We start from the raw sequence: 19,376 nt of genomic DNA on the forward strand, positions 1-19,376 counted from the left end.
CGGCGCAAAAGCCCCGACGGGCACTCACATAACGATCGGGTTGCGAGACGCTCCTCCCGGCACCCAGCAGGAACCCCCGGGCTCCTGGTGGCGTCACAGCCACATGTCGACCTCAACCAAGGCACCGGCCCTGCTCGCCGGCATCGTGATCGCCCTGACCATCGGCCTCGCCGGATGCAGCTCGTCCGGCGACGACGCCGGCGGCGCGTCCGCCGACTCCGCCGACAGCAGCGTGGCCCAGGACGTGGCGCCGGAGCAGAAGGACGGCGGCGGCTCGGGGAACGACGCGGGGACCGGCGCGCCCGCCCGGGCCGTCGTACAGGAACGGGCGATCATCTCGACCGGGACCGTCTCGCTCACGAGCGCCGACGTGCAGGACACCCGTAACCAGGTGCAGAAGATCGTGGACGTCCGCCAGGGCGAGATCACCGGCGAGGAGACCCAGACCAGCGACCAGGCGACGGCCGAGATGACGTGGTCACGGCTCGAGCTGCGGGTGCCCAGCGAGAGCTTCGCCGCGACGATGGCAGACCTGATGAAGGCCGGCACCTTCAAGAGCTCCAGTCAGACCTCCGAGGACGTCACCACGGAGGTCATCGACACCGAGGTGCGCATCCGCGCGCAGGAGCGCAGCCTGCGACGCATCGAGGTGCTCCTCGACAGCGCCGGGTCGTTGCGGGACGTCGTGTCTGTCGAGGCCGAGCTCACCCGCCGCCAGGCCGACCTGGACTCGCTGAAGCAGCAGCGGGCCTACCTCGCCGACCAGACGTCGATGTCGACGATCACGGTGCACATCGAGCGTGCGGGAGCCGAGAAGCCCCGCAAGGACGACGATGAGCCGGCCGGCTTCGTGGCGGGGCTGAAGGGCGGCTGGTCGGCACTGAGCACCTTCGGCAGGGGGCTGGCCACCGTGGCCGGGGCCCTGCTGCCGTGGCTGGCCGTGCTGGCACTGCTCGGCGGCCCGCTGCTGCTGGCGGTTCGCAGGTACGCCGCCCGGCGTGCGCCGCGACCGACCGCCGAGTCGAGCTAGGCGAGCGGGTAGGCCTGCACGAACTCCGTCAGCCGGGCCAGCTGGTCGGGGTCGGTGGAGGGGATGACCCCGTGCCCGAGGTTGAAGATGTGGCCCTTCGCCGAGCGGCCCGCGTCGATGATCTCGGCGGCCCGGGCGGTCATCACGTCGGTGGGCGCGAAGACCAGCGTCGGGTCGAGGTTGCCCTGGACGGCGCGGTCACCCACCAGCGGCAGCGCGTCGGCGAGCGGGGTGCGCCAGTCGACGCCGACGACGTCGGCGCCCGCGTCGCCCATCAGGCCGAGGAGGTTCGTGGTGCCCACCCCGAAGTGGATGCGCGGCACCCCGAGCTCACCGGCCGCGGCCAGGACGCGAGCGGAGTGCGGCATCACGTGCTCTGCGTAGTCGCGCGGCGTCAGGGCCCCGGCCCAGGAGTCGAAGAGCTGTACGGCGGACGCACCGGCGTCGACTTGGACCTTCAGATACGCCGCGGAGATGCCGGCGATCTTGCGCATCAGCGCGTCCCACACGTCGGGGGCGCCGAACATCATCGCCTTCGTCTTCGCGTGCTCTTTCGACGGTCCGCCCTCGACGAGGTACGACGCGACGGTGAACGGCGCGCCGGCGAAGCCGATGAGCGGCGTCGCGCCCAGCTCGCCCACCAGCCCCTCGACGGCCTGGCTGATGAAGGGGACGTGGTCGGGCGTGAGGTCGGGGATCGCGGCGACGTCGGCCAGGGTGCGCACGGGCGACGCGACCACGGGCCCGACGCCGGGCTTGATGTCGAGGTCCACGCCGACCGCCTTGAGCGGCAGCACGATGTCGGAGAAGAAGATCGCCGCGTCGACGCCGTACCTGCGGACCGGCTGCATGGTGATCTCGACGACGAGCTCGGGGTCCATGCAGGAGTCGAGCATGGCCACGCCCTCGCGGGCCTTGAGGTACTCCGGGAGCGACCTGCCGGCCTGTCGCATGAACCAGACCGGCGTGTGCGAGACGGGCTCACCCCGGGCGGCGCGGAGGAGGACACTGTCGGCGGCGGCAGGCGACGGACTCACCCCCGAATCCTCGCAGGTCAGGCGGCGTGTTGGCACATCGCCGCTGGCGCCGCGACCTACTGTGGGGCCATGGCTGTCCGTGAAGAGACACGCCCGGGCGCGGGCGCGGGCGGGTCACCCCCTGACTTCATCGCGGCGGTGGCCGCGATGCGTGCGGCGCCCCTGCGTCCCGAGATCCTCTGCGAGGAGATGCCGGCCCCCCAGCGCATCGCGCCGCACTCCTTCGCGCTCAGCGCCGACGTCACCGTCGACGAGGTCGACGTCGGCACCGGCCGGATCATCCTGCTCCACGACCCTGCCGGCAACGACGCCTGGCAGGGCACCTTCCGCTGCGTCGCCTACGCCCGGGCCGACATCGACCCCGAGCTGATCACCGACCCGATGCTCGGCGCGGTCGGCTGGACGTGGCTCACCGAGGCGCTCGACGCACACGGCGCCCAGTGGACCGCCGCGTCCGGCACCGTCACCCGGGTCGCCACCGAGAGCTTCGGTGGGATGGCCGACGAGGAGGGCACCGCCCAGGTCGAGATCCGCGCGTCCTGGACGCCGGTCGCCCCGGAGGCCCCACTCACCGGACCACCCGACCTGACCCCGCACGTCGAGGCCTGGGGCGAGCTGCTGTGCACGGCGGTCGGCCTGCCGCCGGTCCCCGAGGGCGTGGCCACCATGCCGAACCGGCGCGGGCAGCGCGGCCGCTGACCACATGCCGCCCGAGCCGCCACCGGAAGACGACGAGACCGTCGGCATTGACGAGACGCCCGAGCCGCCACCGGCGCCCCTGCTGGTGCTGCGTGACGGCCTCACGGGTCTGGTCGACACCCCCGAGCTGCTCGAGGAGGCCTGCGCCGCCCTGGCCACCGCGACCGGGCCGGTCGCGATCGACGCCGAGCGCGCTTCCGGCTACCGCTACTCCGCCCGCGCCTACCTCATCCAGCTGCGCCGCGAGGGCGCCGGCACCTGGCTGATCGACCCGATCGCCTTCAACTCCCACCTGCCGATGCTGCAGGGCGCGCTGACCGGCACCGAGTGGATCCTGCACGCCGCCACCCAGGACCTCCCCTGCCTGCGCGAGGTCGGCCTGGAGCCGGCCGCCCTGTTCGACACCGAGCTGGCCGGCCGCCTGCTCGGCTACCCCCGCGTCGGCCTGGCCACCCTGGTCGAGGAGATCCTCGGCCAGCGGATGCGCAAGGAGCACTCGGCCGCCGACTGGTCGACCCGGCCGCTGCCGACGCCGTGGCTGGAGTACGCCGCCCTCGACGTCGAGGTGCTGACCGAGCTGCGGACCCACATGATCGCCGAGCTCGAGACCTCCGGGAAGACCGAGTGGGCACGCCAGGAGTTCGAGAACCTGCTGGACTTCGAGCCGACCGTCCGCGTCGACGCCTGGCGCCGCACCAGCGGCGTGCACCGGCTGCGCGGACGCCGGGCCCTGGGCGCCGCCCGAGCCATGTGGGAGACCCGCGACCGCATCGCGGCCGAGCGCGACGTCACCCCCGGCCGGATCCTCCCCGACGCGGCGATCGTCGCGGCCGCTGCTGCGATGCCGACCGAGAAGGGCGCACTGCTGCGCACGAAGGGCTTCCACGGCCGAGGTGCCGAGCGCTACGTGCGCCAGTGGGTGGCCGCGTTGCAGGAGGTGGCCGAGATGGCCGAGGAGGACCTGCCCAGCAAGGCCCCTCGCGGCGACGGTCCTCCGCACCCCCGCACCTGGGCCGAGCGCGACCCGGTGGCAGCCGTCCGGTTCCAGCTCGCCCGCGCGTCCATCCTGGCGATGTCGGTGGACCTCTCGGTCCCGGTCGAGAACCTGCTCACCCCCGACTACCTGCGCCGCGCGATGTGGGCCCCGCCGGCCACCCGCGATCCGGGCGCGCTGGCCGAGGCGCTCGCGGCCCAGCTGTCGTCGTACGGCGCCCGGCCGTGGCAGACCGACCTGGTGACCCCGCCGCTCGTCGACGCCGTGCTCGGCGCCGATGAGCGCAGTCAGTCCGAGCCGCTCGACTCGGTCGACGAGGGCGACTCGGAGGACCCCTCCGTCGACCCCGGGGACTCGCTCTCCGGCACGTAGTCGGGGTCGAGGATGGGCCGCGAGACCTCGTCGATCTGCTCCGTCACGGCTTCGAGGTCGAGCTCCCCCGGCGACCTGAGCAGCTGCTCGATCAGGTCGGACTCGGCCATCTCCAGCCGGTGGCCGGTGCCCACCAGCGGCGGGATGACCATGCCACGGATCGAGGCGTTGAAGACCGTTGAGGTGGCCGGCGCCCGGGTGGGCTGCAAGAAGGCATCGGACCCGGCGACCGTGCTGTTGGCCGGCACCATGAACCCGGCGCTGACGACCTTCTGGACCGCCTCGTCGGAGATCAGGTCCGCGATGACGTCGGCTGCGGCCTGGGGGTCTGGGGCATCGGCGGAGATGCACAGCCCGGTGATGTCGCCGACCGTGGCGGCCGAGTCCAGGACCGGCATCGAGATCGCGTCGAAGTTGAGGCCCGGCACGGCGCGCAGTCCTGGCACCAGGTCGCGCTGCCCGGCGAGGATGCCGAGCTTGCCCCGCTCGAACCACTCCTGAGGTGACGCCTTCTTGAGCTGCCCGTCGGTCAGGGTGAGCTGGGCGTCACGGAGCACGGCGAGGCTGCGCTCGAGTGCGTCGCGGGTGTCGCCGTCGGAGAACGCCAGGGACTTCGGGTCGTCCTCGTCGTCGAAGACGTGGCCGCCGCCGGAGTAGATGTACGGCGCGAGGCCGCGCACGGTCGGCTCGACGTAGAAGCCGCGGGTCCCGCGGGCGGGCCGCGACGCGAACTCCGCCGCGGCCGTGAACTCGGCGAGGCTCCAGAACTCCTGACGGTCGGGGTTGGGGACGTTGAGCCCGCGGCGGGCCATCTTGTCGAAGTCCACGAGATCGGTGTTGATGTACATGACCTCGGGCGAGACGGAGTAGGCCATGCACTGAAGTCTGGCGTCGACGCCGAACGACTGCACCGCACCGCGGGCGAAGCCGTCACCGAAGTCGACGCCGCGCTCGTCGAGGAGCTCGTCGACCGGGCGCAGGGCGTTGCGTGCAAGAAGGCCGGGAAGGTCACGGCGGGAGATCATGAAGACGTCGGGCGGATCGCCGTCCTCGATGCCCTGCAGGGCTGCCCCCTTGTCGGCCCACTGCTCCAGCTCGACCTGGCCCGTCTGGGACGTGGTGTTGTAGTCCCTGACGATCGACTCGAAGGCGTTGAGCTCCTCCTCGCGCCCGAAGACGCCGAGGGTCACCGGGCCGGTCTCGGGCGAGGGGGTGCTGGTCGGCGACGACTGGCTCGACTCCGGAGACGGCGGATCGTCCTTCTCACCGCCCTGGCAGGCCACGAGCGCCGGGACCAGACACACCACCAGGCCGACGGCAGCGAGTCTGATCGGGCGGCGTCGGTGCATGCGGTGGCTCTCCTTCAGCGTGGGGACTGCGCCCACCCTAGCCACCCGCGACCAGTCGGGGCACACGCATTCCTCCGGCGGGACGAACCTCAGGCCAGGTCGTGGAAACGTCCCGCGGCCGCCACGACAGCGTCGAAGATGCCGTGGTCGAGCGCCGCGCCCTCGCGCCGGATGGCCGCCTCGTCGAGACGGATCAGCCTGTCCAGCCGCACCTCGCTCGGCCGGCCCTCGCGGTCCCAGCCCCCGGTGCCGACGTCCATCCAGTGTCGGCCGTACGCCGCCTCGTCGGCCGCGTCGCGGTCGTGGTCCTGGCTGGAGAGCATCAGGCCGAGCCACTGCCCGCCGGCGTCGCGGGCCAGCAGCAGCACCGGGCGGTCCTTGCCCTGCTGCGGGTCGTCCTCGTAGGGCACCCAGCCCCACACGACCTCGCCCGGGTCGGGCCGGCCGTCGGCCTCCGGCGCGTAGCGGGGACCCGTGACCGGAGTGGCCTGCGGAACCAGGCGGGAGAGGAGTCGACGCAGCATGCGAGCGAGTCTAGGGAGTGAGGGGTACGCCGGACCGGGAGCGCCTCACGGCGCGAGGCCGCTCGTAGCGGCTCATTTTGGGACCCGGGGCTGCCACAGCCCGACGTACCACCTGCTCAGTCTAGGACGTCACGCCAGCTCGCGACGCATTTCGAGATGGGCGGCCGACTCCAGCTGCTCGGCGAGGGTGAGCAGGCGCACCGTCTCGTCGTGACCGGCGTCCAGGCTGGCTCGTCCCGTCGTCACCACCCGCGCGAAGGCAGAGGCGCGGAGCAGGACGTCGGCGAAGTCGCCGGCCGTGATGCCGCGCAGCACGTCGTCGACCATGGCGCGCAGCTCGTCGGGACCGGGCGGGTCGGCGACGCCGGCCACCACCCGTGCGACCTGGGCCTGGGCGCGTCCCGCCTCGAACTGGGCGGCGACGCCTGCCGGGTCGGCGTACACCCAGGCGCGGATCAGGTAGAGACGCCACAGCGAGCCGGCCAGCGAGTCGGCCGGCGAGCCCGCCCACAGCTCCGCCAGCGTCTCCAGGCCCTCGGTCTCGGCCAGGTGCAGCACGCGGTCGGCGACATCGGCGTCGGCGCTGCCCCGGGCGCCGCGGACCAGCAGCGTCGCCGCTCGGTCGGCCGCCTCCTGCAGCATCGCCGGGTCGTCGCCCGCGTCGATCTCGTCGAAGAACCCCGCGCCCGGCGTCATCGGTCGGTGGTGGTCGCGCATGCCCGCCACCCTAGTTCGCCGCCGCCCGTGGGGTAGTCCGGTGCGTTTCAGGGCTCGAACGGCCCGATGCGCCCCGGTTTGCACCGGACTACCCGGCGAGCGCCTTGCGGATCCGCTGGTCGCCGCCCGTGGGGTAGTCCGGTGCGAATCACGGCTCGAACGGCCCGACACGCCCCGGTTTGCACCGGACTACCCGGCGAGGGCCTTGCGGATCCGCTGGTCGCTGACCGAACGGGTGGTACCGAGGTGCTGGGCGAAGAGGGAGACGCGGTACTCCTCCAGCAGCCAGCGGGCGGCGCGCTGCGACGGGCTGGGCGGACGCCCCCGGGGCAGCGCGTCGAGCTGGTGCAGCAACGACTCCTGCAGGTCGGTGACCTGGTCCATCAGCTGGCGGTCTCGGGCGACCTGCTCGTCGAGGCGATCGCGGCGGTGGTCGATCGCCGCCAAGTAGCGCGGGATCTGCCTCAGCTGTGCCGCGCCGGCGTCGCCGACGAACCCGCGTCGTACGAGCCGGTCGAGCTGCGCCCTCATGTCCGTCAGCGCCGGCAGGGTCATCAGCTCGGCGCGCCCGGTGAGGTTGCGGTCGGTGCGTCGCCACGCGTCTAGCACCCGCATCACCTCGTGCACGGTGGCCCGCAGGTTGACCTCGAGGTCGTCGCCGGCCGCGGCGAGCAGGGCGGCGTACGCCGACTCGTCCCGCACCACCGGACGTGCGTCGACGACGTCGCCGACCACGGCGGCGCGACAGTCCTCGAGCAGCTCCGCGACGTTGGGGTACGGCGACCCGGCGAGGCTCAGCTTCTCGGCGTTGTCGAGGCCTTCGAGGATGCGGGCCACCGGGTTCGCGGCGCGCGCGAGGTCGAGCAGGACCAGCCGGCGCACCCCGAGCCGGTGCCGCGACTCGGCCTCCTCCTGCGAACCGAAGATGCCCAGCCCGACGGTCTCCCCCTCGTCGACGAGGCCGGGGAACGCGAGCACCTCGTGACCGGCGCGACGCTGGGTGAAGGACGGCTCGACGGTGCCGAAGGTCCAGGTCGTCTGACCCGTCGCGGTGACCCCCGCGTCGGCGGCGACCTCGGCCATCGCCTTCGCGAAGGTCGGCAGCAACGGCGCCTTGAGCGCCTCGAGGTCCTTGCCCCGGGCAGCCTCCGCGCCGCTCTCGTCGACGACCCGGAAGGTGGGTCGCAGGTGCTCGGGCACCTTGCTCCAGTCCCACGCCTCGCGTGGGACGAGGATCCCGGTCGTCGAGCGGAGGTGTCGTTCCAGGGCGTCGAGCAGGGGCTCCTCGCCGGCCGGCACCTTGGCCAGGAAGTCGCGCGCGGTGTTGGGCGCAGGCACGAAGTGGACCCGCAGGTTCTTCGGCAGGCTGCGCACCAGGCTGGTGACCAGCTCCTCACGCAGCCCAGGCACCACCCACGAGAAGTCCTCGGCTTCGACCCGGTTGAGAGTGGCCACGGGTACGTCGATGGTGAGGCCGTCGTCGCGAGCGCCCGGCTCGAAGTGATAGCTGATCGGGAAGGTCAGCCCCTCCGAGCTGCCCCGCCACTCGGTCGGGAAGTCCTCCCCCGCCACCTCGCCGGCCGTGTCGTGGGTGAGCATGTCGAGGTCGAAGGTGAGCAGGTCGGGGTGCTCCCGACGTTCGCTCTTCCACCACTGGTCGAAGTGCGCGCCACTCACGACCTCGCGGCCGACCCGGGCGTCGTAGAAGTCGAAGAGCGTGTGCTCGTCGACGACGATGTCGCGGCGCCGGGCCCGGTGCTCGATCTCCTCGGCCTCGGCCAGCAGGGCTCGGTTCTGCTCGTAGAACCTGTGCCGGGTGTGCCATTCGCCGTAGACCAGCGCGTGCCGGATGAAGAGCTCCCGGGCGAGCGCGGGATCCACACGCCCGAAGTTGACCAGCCGGTCGGCGACCAGGGGGACGCCGTACAGCGTGACCTTCTCGTGAGCCATCACCGCGGCGCGCTTCTTCGACCAGTGCGGCTCGCTCCAGGTGCGCTTGACCAGGTGCGCGCCCAGCCGCTCGGCCCACTCGGGCTTGATGGCGGCGTTCTGGCGGGCCCACAGCCGCGACGTCTCCACCAGCTCGCCGGCCATCACGAACGCCGGGTTCTTGCCCCGGAGGCCGGAGCCCGGGAAGATCGCGAACCTCGCACCGCGCGCGCCGAGGTACTCCCGCATCGGCCGGCGCTCCCCCGGGCGGCCGTCCGCCCGCTCCTCGAGAGCGCCGATGTGGCTCAGCAGGCCGGAGAGCAGGGCCTGGTGGATCCCGTCGGCGTCCGGCTGGTCGGCCGGCCGGCCGGCGTCGATCTTCATCTCCCGGCACACCTGCCGCAGCTGCGACTCGAAGTCCTGCCACTCCCGCACCCGCAGGTAGTTGAGGTACTCCCGCTTGCACATCCGCCGGAACGCGCTGGACGACAGCTCGCGCTGCTGCTCCTTGATGTAGCGCCACAGGTTGAGCCAGGACAGGAAGTCGCTGCCCTCGGCCTTGAACCTCGCGTGCTGCTGGTCGGCCTGGGCCTGCTGCTCGGCCGGCCGCTCGCGCGGGTCCTGAAGGCTCAGGGCAGCAGCGATCACGACGACCTCGCGCACGCACCCCAGCCGCTCCGCCTCGAGCACCATCCGGCCCAGCCGCGGGTCGATCGGCAGCCGCGCCAGCCGTCGCCCCAGCTTGGTGAGCTGGGGACCAGCGATCTGTGCCGGACGGCGGACTCCGGCGGGCGACCCGGACACCAGCGCACCCAGCTCCTCCAGCAGCTGGACCCCGGCCGACACGTTGCGCTTGTCCGGCGGCTCGACGAACGGGAAGCGGGCGATGTCACCGAGCCCGAGCGACGTCATCTGGAGGATCACCGAGGCGAGGTTGGTGCGCAGGATCTCGGGCTCGGTGAACTCCGGCCGCGCCCCGAAGTCCTCCTCCGAGTAGAGCCGGATCGCGATGCCCGCCTCGACCCGACCGCATCGCCCCGACCGCTGGTTGGCCGACGCCTGGCTGATCGGCTCGACGGGCAGGCGTTGCACCTTCGTGCGCACCGAGTAGCGGCTGATCCGCGCGACGCCGGTGTCGACGACGTACCGGATGCCGGGCACGGTGAGCGAGGTCTCGGCGACGTTGGTGGCGAGTACGACGCGGCGCACGGTGGCGGGGTGCGAGGAGAAGACACGGTGCTGCTCCGCGGCCGACAGCCGGCTGAACAGCGGCACGATCTCCCACTGGCGGCCGGGTGTGGACGGCAGCTCCGCGAGCGCGTCGGCGGTGTCGCGGATCTCGCGTTCGCCCGGCAGGAACACGAGTACGTCGCCTGGCCCCGCACCCGAGAGCTCGCGCACGGCGTCGACGATCGCCTCGGTCTGGTCGCGCATCACCGCCTCGCCCTCGTCGTCCTCGTCGGGCAGCTCGAGGAGCGGCCGGTAGCGGACCTCCACCGGGTAGGTGCGCCCGGACACCTCCACGACGGGCGCGTCGAAGTGCTCGGCGAACCGGTCCACGTCGATCGTCGCGGAGGTGATGATCAGCTTGAGGTCGGGACGCTTCGGGAGCAGCCGCTTGAGGTAGCCCAGCAGGAAGTCGATGTTGAGGCTGCGCTCGTGCGCCTCGTCGATGATGATCGTGTCGTACTTGCGCAGCTGGCGGTCGCGCTGCAGCTCAGCCAGCAGGATGCCGTCGGTCATCAGCTTGACGCGGCTCTCCCGCGAGGTGCGGTCGGTGAAGCGCACCTGGTAGCCGATCAGGTCGCCCAGCTGCGTGCCGAGCTCCTCGGCGATCCGCTCCGCCACCGACCGCGCGGCGATGCGCCGGGGCTGGGTGTGCCCGATGAGCTGGTCCTTGCCGCGGCCCAGCTCGAGGCAGATCTTCGGCAGCTGGGTGGTCTTCCCCGACCCCGTCTCGCCGGCGATGATCACGACCTGGTGGTCACGGATGGCCGCAGCGATGTCGTCGCGACGCTGGCTGACCGGCAGCTCGGCGGGGTAGGTGATCTTCACAACCCGCCCATTGTCGCGTACTCCGGCAAGGGGGTTTCATCGGCGCCGCGGATGGCGGGGCTCCCCGGGAGTCACCGGATATCCGGTGACTCCCGGGGTTAGTGGCCTGTGCAATGGGCACGAACCCCACGACTCGCCCACGAACCTCGGTCGCGAACCATCGGACTAGCCACTCGAGGGCAGCGGCCCGGTTACCCCGTACGTCTCGACGAGCGTCGTGGCCATCGACTCCCATGGCGCGCGTAGGCGTTGGGCGTTGGGCGTTGGGACAGCACGAGCTAGACGGCGTCGGCCGCGGGCATCTATTCCCAGCCCGAGACGTCGACGTCCCGCGGGTGGTGGACGTGGAGACCCCGAGGAAGGTTTGCGTCTGGAACGACACGACCGACGCACGGTGCCGGACCCGAACACGCCGTCGACGGCGAGGCCGGCGCCGTACGTGTCGAACTGGGTCTGTGCCGCCCGGGTGGTGGAGGTGTCGGTCGGCACCTCCGCCGACGGGTCTAACGGGTCAGGTGTTCGCGGGATGCGTACGCCGCAACGACGCCGCGCCGCGACCGTGCAGCCACCAGCCGGCGGCGACCAGCAGCGCGCCGAAGGCGAGGAAGCCCAGGTCCCAGGAGAGCGGTGCGCCCAGGTCGTCTCGCACGTGGTGCACGCCGAGGAGGTGGTGGTCGACCAGGCCCTCGACCACGTTGAAGACGCCCCACCCGGCGATGACCAGCCCGAAGTGGTAGCTCCAGCTCGGCGCCAGCCGGCCCTGCTGCCAGTGCGCGATCGTCACGACCGACCCGGCCAGGACGAGCAGCCACGCGGCGATGTGGAAGAATCCGTCGGCCATCGTGTTCACCTCCAGCCCCGCGACCGTGGTCACCGGGTTGCCGGCCGTGTCGCTGACCATGTGGTGCCACTGCAGGATCTGGTGCAGCACGATCCCGTCGACGAAGCCGCCGAGTCCGAGCCCGAGGAGCAGGCCGGCGCCTCGCGAAGGAGGCGCCGGCGCCGCATCCACGGGCCGGGCCGTCAACGACTGGTGGCCGTGGTGGTCTTGCCGCGCAGGGCCTGGCGACCCAGCAGGCCGAGGCCGATCATGCCCACGCCCAGCACGAAGTGCAGCCAGTCGTCGGCGGTGTTGAGCGGCACGAAGTTGGCCTCGCTCAGCTTGTCGATCACCAGACCGTAGAGCCACAGCACGAGGTAGATGATGCCGCCGCCGATCAGGTAGGACACGGCTCCCTTCGTGCTCCGGGCCAGCGCCAGGCCCGCCACACCGAACAGCAGGTGGACGACGTTGTGCAGGATGCTGATCTGGAAGATCCCGAGCAGCTCGGCACCGCTCTCATGCCCGGCGAACTCCATCGAGTCGTAGTTGGTCGTGATGCCCGGGACGAAGCCCAGGACTCCGACGAGCAGGAAAACGGCGCCCACCGCCGTGGCGGCCAGGCGGACGGTCTTCCCTGCGTCGGTGCGTGCTCTGCGGTCGTAGTCGGCCATGGGTCTCACGTCTCCTTCGGGAGTGGTGTCCACCGGTACCCCGGGACGTGGGACGCATGCCAGACCCGGGTCAGGCCTGCGGTCGCGAGATCGGGATGCTCAGGGGATGGATCCCCGGCCGGCGTGCGCGGTACAGCCCGGCAGGCCGGCCCGGCCCCTGCGAGGGCCGCATACGACCCGTCTCGGCCACGAAGTCCTCGGTCTTGGTGACCTTGCGCTGGAAGTTGCCCGGGTCGAGGGGATGTCCCCACACGACCTCGTAGACCGAGCGCAGGTCGGAGAGGGTGAACTCCTCGGCCACGAAGGATGTCGCCAGCGTGGTGCGCTCGAGCTTCGTGCGCACCCGCTCGACGGCATCGGTGACGATCTGCTTGTGGTCGAAGCCGAGCCGGCCCCGGCTGCGGAGCAGCGGCTCGACGGCGTGCCATCCTGCCTCGCTCGCGTCGTCGCCGGCCCGGGCCGAGAGTGGCTCCGGCACGATCGCGACGTGGGCCACGCTGACGATGCGGCCGCGCGGGTCGCGACCGGGGGCGCCGTACGACGCCAGCTGCTCGAAGGGCACGTCGGTCAGACCTGTCTCCTCCCGCAGCTCGCGCCGCGCGGCGTCGGTGAGATCCTCGTCGGGGTCGACGAAGCCGCCAGGCAGCGCCAGCTTGCCGGCGTACGGCTCGTTGCGTCGCTTGACCAGCAGCACCTGCAGCTCGTCGTCGTGCACTGTCAGGATCGCGACGTCGACGGTGACGTAGAAGATGGGATGGTCGCTGGAGTACTTCGCCATCTCGAGACCATAACTAGTCTGCTCGACAATTTGAAGGTCGCGCGACGATCGGTCCCGCACTCAGGCTGCTGTCAGTTGACCTGGGTCGCGACGTGCAGCAGCTCCCCGAAGCCCATCCGCTCGATGAAGCGCCGCTGGGCCTCCGCCATGACCTCGTTGACCCGCTCCACGCCGGCGTCGGTGAAGTCGACCACGGTGCGGAAGGGCCGCGTGCCCGGCTCCAGAGCGAGAACCCGGACGATCTCCTGGGCGACGGCCCGCGGGTGCGCGTCGACACCCGGGGTGAACAGCTGCTCGGTGGCCTCGACGTTGCGCTCGACCAGCGAGTCCAGCTCGGCGTAGCCCTTGTTCCGCTCGGGATCGCCGGCGTGGCTGGCGTTCGGGAAGTGCTCGGTGCCCTGGGTGAAGGGGCCAGGCATCACGATCGTGGTCTCGATGCCGAGCGGGTTGAGCTCGTACGACGTCACCTGCGCAAGCGCGTCTGCAGCGAACTTCGACGCGACGTAGGGGCCGAGGAACGGCGGTACGACGGCCGACGTGGTGCTGCCGACGTACACCAGGGTGCCGGCCCGACGCTCCCGCATGTGCGGGAGCGCGGCGCGGTTCACCCGCTGGATCCCCAGGGCGTTGATGTCGAAGAGGTGCGCGATGTCCTCGGCCGTGAACGCCTCGACGTACCCGACGAAGAGGTGACCGGCGTTGTGGACGACCGTGTCGAGGCGGCCCGCTTGGTCGAGGACGGTGGCCACTGCAGCGTTGGCGGACTCCTCGGACTGGACGTCGAGCTCGACGACACGCAGGTCCACCTCGTCGCGGCGGGCCTCCTCGAGAAGCTCCGCGACTCGCGGGGCGTTGCGGCCGCGAATGTCGCGCATGCTCGCGTAGACGGTGTGCCCGGCGTGGGCCAGGGCCCGGGCGGTGAGGTTGCCGATGCCCGTGCCGGCACCGGTGACGAGGACGACGGATGGCGAGGCGGGTGACTCTGGTGACATGGCTTGTTCCTTCTGCTCTGCTGGTCGGGATGGGGGTGGGTCAGTGGACGTGGGAGTTGAGCATCGCCGTGACCTGGTCCTTGGCGCCGTTGACCTCGGCGTAGCGCAGGGGCTTGACCCGCTCGACGAGGATCTCGGTGGCCTCGGGCTGGTTCTGAAGGAGAGCAATGGCCTCGTCGATGAACTCGTCGAGGGGGAGGAAGGCCTCGTTCTCGGACTGGCCGGGCATCAGCTCGGTGCGCAGGGCGGGTGGGACCAGCTCGATGACCTGGACGGTCGTGTCGGCGAGCTGGGTGCGGATGCTCTGGGTGAACAGGTGGATGAAGGCCTTGGAGCCGTTGTAGGACGGGGTGACCCGCAGCGGGATGTGGGCGAGCCCGGAGGAGACCGTGATGATGGTGGCGGCCTCGCGCGTCTGCAGGTGCTCGACGAACGCGGCGATCAGTCGCAGCGGGCCAAGGACGTTGGTCTCCACGGTGCGTTCGGCCTCAGCGAGGAACCCGGCGGTGTGCACGTCCTCGGCGACCATGATCCCGGCCATCGCGATGAGCACGTTGACCTCGGGGTGTGCGGTGAGGACCTGGTCGCGGGCGGCCAGCACGGAGTCGGGGTCGGTGGTGTCGATCTCGACGGTCGCGAGCCCGTGCTCGGCGGCGAGCTGCTCGAGGAGGGTCACGCGGCGTCCGCCGATGATGACGGTGTTGCCGGCCTCCTGCAGCCGCAGGGCGAGCGCCAAGCCGATACCGGAGGTGGCTCCGGGGATGAAGACGGTGTTGCCTGAGATGTTCATTCTGTGGTGCCTCTCGGTAGGTGTTGGCACCACCATGCGGGGGGGATCTTCAGCGGCGGGAGAGGAGCTGTTGTCCTGGGATCGGCGGTCCCTGGCTGCGGTTCCGCAAAGGCCGCATGATGGGGACATGGACCGTGAGCAGCTCGCCGACTTCCTCCGCCGTCGCCGCGACGGGCTCCGTCCCCCCGACGTCGGCCTGCCCGTCAGCGCACGCCGCCGGACCGTGGGGCTGCGCCGCGAGGAGGTCGCCGCCCTGGCGGGGATGTCGACCGACTACTACACCCGGCTCGAGCAGGCACGCGGACCCCAGCCCTCGGAGCAGATGCTCACCGCGCTCGCCCGGGCCCTGCGCCTGTCCACCGACGAACGCGATCACCTCTACCGCCTCGCCGGGCACCACGCACCACGACGTCAGCCGCTCGACACCCACGTGGCACCGGCCCTGCAACGCGTTCTCGACCGGCTTGACGACACCCCGGCGCTGATCTTGTCGAGCCTGGGCGAGACCTTGCTCCAGAACCGGCTGGCCGGGGCCCTGTTCGGCGACCACACCCAGTACGTCGGGATGGCTCGCTCGGCCGTCTACCGCTGGTTCACCGACCCTCAGTCCCGGGCGCTCTATCCGCCAGAAGACCATCCGCGACAGGGCCGCGCCCAGGTCGCGAACCTCCGCGTCGCCTATGGCTCCGCGGGCCGGTCGTCACCGGCCGGGGCCATGGTCCGCAAGCTGCTCCGCGCCAGTCCCGAGTTCGCGGAGCTGTGGGAGCGACATGAGGTAGCCACCAGGTTCGAGGACCACAAGACACTCCTCCACCCCCAAGTCGGAGCCATCGAGCTGGACTGCCAGGCCCTCCTCACCGAGGACCAGTCACAGGCCCTCCTCGTCCTGACCGCTCCCCCACGCACCGAAGCCTCCGAGAAGCTCGCCCTGCTGGCAGTCCTCGGCCACGAGCAGTTCACGGCCTAGCGACCCGTCGCCCTCCTCGCGCGACCCAGCCTCACGAATCCATAACGAACGCCGATCACGGCTCGGGCCAGCGGCACAATCACACCCATGCCGGGCACCGCGACCGCACGAGCGGGTCTGCTCCTGTGCCTGCTCGCGGCTGTCACCGCCTGCAGCGTCGGCGACGCGAAGCCCGGCGGCGTACCGGCCGAGTCGACGGTGGTGCCCATGCCGGTAGGCCCGCTTCCGCCGCGGCCCCTGCCCTCGCAGCCGGCTGCCCGGGACCCGAGGTGGCCCCGCAGTTCCCACCGGGTGGGCTGCTGCCCGCGGGTGCGACGCAGGTCCGCATCTGCAACCTCCGCGGCGATCGGTGGACCATCAGAGGGCGACCTGTGGAGCAGGACTTCGGGGCACCGCGCGATGCGCTGACCACGAACGTCGACCGGGTCGTGGATCTGGTCAACGCCGGCACCGAGGCTCAGGGGGAGCTCATCTGCGCCGGTGTGGGTGGGCCTACGCAAGTGCTGTGGTTCAGCTACCCGGAGACCGACCTGGCGGTCACGTTCCACGACGGCGCGTGCGAGGACCTCGACCGCGGCGGGACGGCCGTCACGGGTGGCGACGCTGTCGCCGCGGAGCTGAGTCGACTGCTGTGGGAGCAACGCACCACCCGAGCGCCGCCGACCCTGAACGTGCGGGCCGACTGCTCATCCGGCCAGAATCGCGACACGCCCCTCATCCTCGACGAACGAGTCGACGCCGTGGATGCGGTCATCTGCGAGTACACCGCGGACGTCCACCAGGCGCGTCTCGGCCCCGACGAGCTGGCCGCCCTGAACGCTGAATTCCACGCGGAGGAGCACTCCTCGCCCGGGCCAGCGTGCGAGACACGCATGCTGCGGGGCGTCACCGTCTGGGGGGATCGCTTCTCCTGGTTCGGGTCCTGCTGGGACTTCGAGATCCCAGGCGCCTATCCGCGGGATCTGCGCTGGCAGCCTGGCCCCCAGCTGCGGGCCGCCCTCGACTCGCTGCCGCTGGACCCGCCCAGGAGGTAGGACGGCTCCGCGAATCTGAGTGGCGGCGCCCTCACCCGCGTGCGAGCCTCCGGCCCATGGAAGCTGCTGAGTTCTACACGGGAATCGTCGTGGACGCCTACGCCAAGCTGAAGTCGTCGACGTTCGACCCTGGGCCGTACCTGGAGTTCGTCACGGCTCACGGCCAGCCTGCGCTGGAGATCGGGTGTGGCGACGGCCAGCCGCTCCTCGACCTGTGTGCCGCCGGGCTCGACGTCGATGGGGTCGACTCGTCCCTCGACATGGTCGAGCGATGTCGCGCGAACGCAGCTGAGCGTGGCATCACCACCGGCATCTTCCACCAACGGGCCGAGAGCCTGAGCCTGAGCCTGGACCGACGCTACGCGTCCATCTACTTCGCGGGTCCCACCTTCAACCTGCTGGCCGAAGACGAGACGGCTCTTCGCGCTCTCCGGGCCATCCGTGACCACCTCACCGACGACGGCACGGCGCTGATCCCGCTCTGGGTGCCGGGCCCCACACCAGAGGACGAGCTGGGCGTCACTCGGTCCACTGATGAGGAGTCAGGCGTCGAGCTCAGGTACACCCCGCTGTCGGAGACCTATGACCAGGAGCATCGGACGCGCATCACGGTGACGCGGTACGAGCGGGTCACCGCAAACGGGACCGAGGTGGCATCGCGGGACTGGATGATCCACTGGCACACGCCTGACTCGATGCGTCGCATGTGCGCCGAGGCCGGGCTGGACGTGATCGGCCTGGTCGACGACGACACGAGTCGGGACGCGTCCCACGAGTCCGAGAGCTTCACGGCCACCGTGCGACGTACAGGTCCGGCCCTCGCTCTCTGAGCCGTTCCACGGCGACCCAGGTCGTCACTGGTCACGAGCCGGCGCGCCGGATGGACGGTTGTGCCGCCGGCAGGTCGACCTCTCCGGCAGGACCTGCGGGGTCCGGCTCGGACCCCTCCTGTGCCGAGGCTGCGGCCCCGCCCGGGCCACGCTCCTCCTAGCTCTGGCGGGTGTTGGTGGCGGACCGGGGATCCGGTAGCAGGTCCTCGATCTCGCGCTTGAGGGAGTCGGTGGCCTGCACGACGCGGCTGACCTGGTCGCGAAGGCTCCCGCAGCTGCCCTGGCCGAGGGCGAGATCGCCGAGAAGGGGTGAGAGCGCGTCGACCTCGTCGTGGATCCTGGCCAACGCGATCTTCGCGATGACCACGTCGGTTCGCTCAGCCTCTCGCCTACGGGCTCGGCTGGCTCTGCGGCTGAGGTTCCTGCAAACCGTGCACAACAGCGCGCTGCCGACGACTGGGTGATCGCCCGCCAGACATACAGGCTTCTCGTCGAGCTTGCGCCGTTGGACAGGCAGTCTCCTGGGATCGAGGCGCAGTCGGTCCAACGGGATGTGCGCAACGTAGGGGTACTCGGGATCTGCTGCGAGATCGTCCCCGGTCACGACAGAGCGTGGCATGACGCCCGAGGCCGGGTGCCCCGGTCGCCGTAGGAAGGACATGTTCTCGACGCTAGTTGCGTGGGATGCGGTCGACCACGGTCTTGACGCGATCTTGACGGGAACCGCCAGCTTCTTGACGCCTCGGGCTGGAAGAGTCCAGACATGGCCATCGTTCACAACGCCGTGTACTGCGATGACGGTCGCAAGCTGTCACCCGAATCGCTGGAGGTCACCTACGAGCTGCTGCGCGACAGCGATGGGATGGGTTGGATCGGGCTCTATCGCCCGACGGTCGAAGAGGTCGAGTCGGTCGGTACTGAGTTCGAGATCCATCCGCTCGCGATCGAGGACACGGTCTCGGCCCATCAGCGGCCGAAGCTCGAACGCTACGGCAACGTGCTGTTCACGGTGCTCCGTCCCGCGAGGTACGTCGACGGCGAGGAGCGGGTCGAGCTCGGCGAGCTCCACGTGTTCACCGGCTCCGACTTCGTTGTGACGGTGCGCTACGCCGAAACCCCGGATGTGGCTGCGATCCGCGGCCGGATGGAGGCCGACCACGAGTTGCTCGGCTTGGGACCGGAGGCGGTGCTCTATGCAGTCCTGGACCAGGTCGTCGACGAGTACGTGCCGGTTGTCGACAGGCTCGAGACTGACATCGACCAGATCGAGGCTGAGGTCTTCGCCGACCACCCCGGCGTGTCTCGGCGTATCTACTCCCTGTCCCGCCAGCTCGGCGTCTTCCACCGGGCGACGCATCCGCTGCAAGCGATGCTGGCAAGCCTGACCGAGGGCTTCGACAAATACGGAGTCGACGAGGAGCTTCGGCGATCTTTGCGCAACGTCGAGGACCACGTGCTCCGGGTCGTGGAGCGGGTCGAGGGGCTCCGCGGCCTTCTGCAGAACATGCTCAGTGTCAATGCCACGCTGGTCGCACATCGGCAGAACCTCGAGATCGAGCGGCTGACCGTCGCGAGCCTGCGACAGAGCGAGGAGGTCAAGCGGATCTCCTCGTGGGGCGCCATCTTGTTCGCACCGACGCTGGTCGGCACGGTCTACGGGATGAACTTCGACCACATGCCCGAGCTGGGCTGGCAGCTGGGCTACCCGTTCGCGCTCCTGCTCATGGTCGTGGTGGGCGCCGCGCTGTACGCGGTGTTCAAGCGCGTCGGCTGGCTGTGACGACG

At 70.9% G+C, this 19,376-nt stretch carries 18 protein-coding genes; 7 read left to right on the forward strand and 11 right to left on the reverse strand.

Annotation, left to right across the window (positions count from 1 at the left end; all coding sequences use genetic code 11):
* Positions 1 to 103: 103 nt before the first annotated feature.
* Positions 104 to 1,030, forward strand: coding sequence for a DUF4349 domain-containing protein (locus ACP7BP_RS02100; RefSeq protein WP_426242024.1), 927 nt, complete (start codon positions 104 to 106; stop codon positions 1,028 to 1,030).
* On the opposite strand, the gene hemE is transcribed toward ACP7BP_RS02100, so the two are convergent.
* Positions 1,027 to 2,067 (reverse strand): uroporphyrinogen decarboxylase, encoded by a 1,041-nt coding sequence (gene hemE, locus ACP7BP_RS02105; protein ID WP_426242026.1) that lies wholly within the window; start codon positions 2,065 to 2,067, stop codon positions 1,027 to 1,029. The genes ACP7BP_RS02100 and hemE overlap by 4 nt on opposite strands.
* A gap of 69 nt (positions 2,068 to 2,136) precedes the next feature.
* Between hemE and ACP7BP_RS02110 the strand changes: the two genes are divergently transcribed.
* Positions 2,137 to 2,766 carry a DUF3000 domain-containing protein gene (locus tag ACP7BP_RS02110; protein ID WP_426242028.1) on the forward strand — a complete coding sequence of 210 codons (630 nt, stop codon included), beginning with the start codon at positions 2,137 to 2,139 and terminating at the stop codon, positions 2,764 to 2,766.
* Positions 2,767 to 2,770: 4 nt separating this feature from the next.
* Positions 2,771 to 4,132 (forward strand): HRDC domain-containing protein, encoded by a 1,362-nt coding sequence (locus ACP7BP_RS02115; protein ID WP_426242030.1) that lies wholly within the window; start codon positions 2,771 to 2,773, stop codon positions 4,130 to 4,132.
* Here the strand turns inward: ACP7BP_RS02115 and ACP7BP_RS02120 are convergent.
* From ACP7BP_RS02120 to ACP7BP_RS02160, 9 genes are all read right to left on the reverse strand, one after another.
* Complete coding sequence (locus ACP7BP_RS02120) at positions 4,048 to 5,481, reverse strand: ABC transporter substrate-binding protein (protein WP_426242031.1); 1,434 nt, start codon at positions 5,479 to 5,481, stop codon at positions 4,048 to 4,050. The two genes, ACP7BP_RS02115 and ACP7BP_RS02120, sit on opposite strands and share 85 nt — an antisense overlap.
* Positions 5,482 to 5,570: 89 nt before the next feature.
* On the reverse strand, positions 5,571 to 6,005 hold the full coding sequence (locus ACP7BP_RS02125; protein WP_426242032.1) for a type II toxin-antitoxin system PemK/MazF family toxin: 435 nt from the start codon (positions 6,003 to 6,005) through the stop codon (positions 5,571 to 5,573).
* A 129-nt stretch (positions 6,006 to 6,134) separates the two neighbouring features.
* Positions 6,135 to 6,722, reverse strand: a complete 588-nt coding sequence (locus tag ACP7BP_RS02130) for a hypothetical protein (RefSeq protein WP_426242034.1) — start codon at positions 6,720 to 6,722, stop codon at positions 6,135 to 6,137.
* A 189-nt stretch (positions 6,723 to 6,911) separates the two neighbouring features.
* On the reverse strand, positions 6,912 to 10,706 hold the full coding sequence (hrpA, locus tag ACP7BP_RS02135; RefSeq protein ID WP_426242036.1) for an ATP-dependent RNA helicase HrpA: 3,795 nt from the start codon (positions 10,704 to 10,706) through the stop codon (positions 6,912 to 6,914).
* A gap of 511 nt (positions 10,707 to 11,217) precedes the next feature.
* Positions 11,218 to 11,718 (reverse strand): DUF2243 domain-containing protein, encoded by a 501-nt coding sequence (locus tag ACP7BP_RS02140; RefSeq protein WP_426242038.1) that lies wholly within the window; start codon positions 11,716 to 11,718, stop codon positions 11,218 to 11,220.
* Positions 11,719 to 11,729: 11 nt separating this feature from the next.
* A complete protein-coding gene (locus ACP7BP_RS02145; RefSeq protein WP_426242039.1) occupies positions 11,730 to 12,200 on the reverse strand; it encodes a DUF4383 domain-containing protein in 471 nt (156 codons plus the stop codon).
* Positions 12,201 to 12,270: 70 nt separating this feature from the next.
* Complete coding sequence (locus ACP7BP_RS02150; RefSeq protein ID WP_426242041.1) at positions 12,271 to 12,978, reverse strand: NUDIX hydrolase; 708 nt, start codon at positions 12,976 to 12,978, stop codon at positions 12,271 to 12,273.
* A gap of 71 nt (positions 12,979 to 13,049) precedes the next feature.
* The gene (locus ACP7BP_RS02155; RefSeq protein WP_426242043.1) at positions 13,050 to 13,970 is read right to left on the reverse strand and encodes an SDR family oxidoreductase; all 921 of its coding nucleotides are present in this window, start codon (positions 13,968 to 13,970) and stop codon (positions 13,050 to 13,052) included.
* A 40-nt stretch (positions 13,971 to 14,010) separates the two neighbouring features.
* Entirely contained in the window at positions 14,011 to 14,760 is a 750-nt protein-coding gene (locus tag ACP7BP_RS02160; RefSeq protein WP_426242045.1) for an SDR family oxidoreductase, read from the reverse strand.
* Between the two features lie 127 nt (positions 14,761 to 14,887).
* Here ACP7BP_RS02160 and ACP7BP_RS02165 point away from each other — a divergent pair, with 127 nt between their 5' ends.
* The 3 genes from ACP7BP_RS02165 to ACP7BP_RS02175 all read left to right on the forward strand — a co-directional run bounded on the left by ACP7BP_RS02165 (position 14,888) and on the right by ACP7BP_RS02175 (position 17,591).
* Positions 14,888 to 15,727, forward strand: a complete 840-nt coding sequence (locus ACP7BP_RS02165) for a helix-turn-helix transcriptional regulator (protein ID WP_426242046.1) — start codon at positions 14,888 to 14,890, stop codon at positions 15,725 to 15,727.
* 269 nt (positions 15,728 to 15,996) lie between these two features.
* Entirely contained in the window at positions 15,997 to 16,761 is a 765-nt protein-coding gene (locus ACP7BP_RS02170; RefSeq protein WP_426242048.1) for a hypothetical protein, read from the forward strand.
* A 56-nt stretch (positions 16,762 to 16,817) separates the two neighbouring features.
* On the forward strand, positions 16,818 to 17,591 hold the full coding sequence (locus ACP7BP_RS02175; protein WP_426242050.1) for a class I SAM-dependent methyltransferase: 774 nt from the start codon (positions 16,818 to 16,820) through the stop codon (positions 17,589 to 17,591).
* A gap of 157 nt (positions 17,592 to 17,748) precedes the next feature.
* On the opposite strand, the gene ACP7BP_RS02180 is transcribed toward ACP7BP_RS02175, so the two are convergent.
* Complete coding sequence (locus tag ACP7BP_RS02180) at positions 17,749 to 17,958, reverse strand: hypothetical protein (protein WP_426242052.1); 210 nt, start codon at positions 17,956 to 17,958, stop codon at positions 17,749 to 17,751.
* 396 nt (positions 17,959 to 18,354) lie between these two features.
* Between ACP7BP_RS02180 and ACP7BP_RS02185 the strand changes: the two genes are divergently transcribed.
* On the forward strand, positions 18,355 to 19,371 hold the full coding sequence (locus ACP7BP_RS02185; protein ID WP_426242054.1) for a magnesium and cobalt transport protein CorA: 1,017 nt from the start codon (positions 18,355 to 18,357) through the stop codon (positions 19,369 to 19,371).
* The last annotated feature ends 5 nt before the right edge of the window (positions 19,372 to 19,376 follow it).

Origin of the sequence: Nocardioides sp. LHG3406-4 (genome assembly GCF_049897745.1) — a bacterium.
Lineage (GTDB): Bacteria > Actinomycetota > Actinomycetes > Propionibacteriales > Nocardioidaceae > Nocardioides.